Annotated in this window: 1 protein-coding gene; it reads right to left on the bottom strand. The window is 53.4% G+C overall.

What is annotated here, in order from left to right; all coding sequences use genetic code 11:
- On the bottom strand, nucleotides 1-545 hold a 545-nt coding region (locus P2081_RS20290; RefSeq protein ID WP_278924600.1), incomplete at both ends, for a carboxylesterase family protein.

Genomic DNA, 545 nt, shown 5'->3' with positions numbered 1-545 from the left:
TTCCAGAAGGCCATTCGCTCTGGGAAAACAATTCCCTCAACAGGCTTGATTTCTTTGCCGAGTTCTAAATAACTTGGGTTCTCGAGACTGTCTTCTTTCCACGTCTTTCCAAGTTCTTCGCAGTTTGGATTTCCTGTTTTGGCGAATGACGTCCAAGCTTTTATAAACTTTTTCATGAAAGCCAGATCGTCGGGGGTGGGGGGGAGGATGGGGGCCTGAGACATATTGGTCTTGAACTGGTGTACCAACTCATCTCCGTGCGAAGCCCCAGATCCGACGAACCTAGAAGCGTGTTTGGGATACGACATTGGAATGAGGAAGCTGGAGAACGCTCGTAGACTGGTGTAGGTGAGGAGGTAGAAGTAGACGGGCTTGGAGTCGTGTTTCAGGAGGGCCTGCCTCGTGTTCTGGAGCCCGAGGACGAAGCCCACGTCCGAGATGAAATTGACGTAGCCGTCCATGACATCCCACGAGAGCTGGTCGCTGTCTGTGTAGAACCGCAGGATGTCCCCGCCAAGACTTGCCCCCGCCGCGGGGCTCGATAC

Source organism: Pseudophaeobacter profundi, assembly GCF_029697505.1.
Lineage (GTDB): Bacteria > Pseudomonadota > Alphaproteobacteria > Rhodobacterales > Rhodobacteraceae > Pseudophaeobacter > Pseudophaeobacter profundi.
The sequence above is the reverse complement of the archived record's forward strand: the minus strand, read 5'-3'. Positions and strand labels throughout refer to the sequence as shown.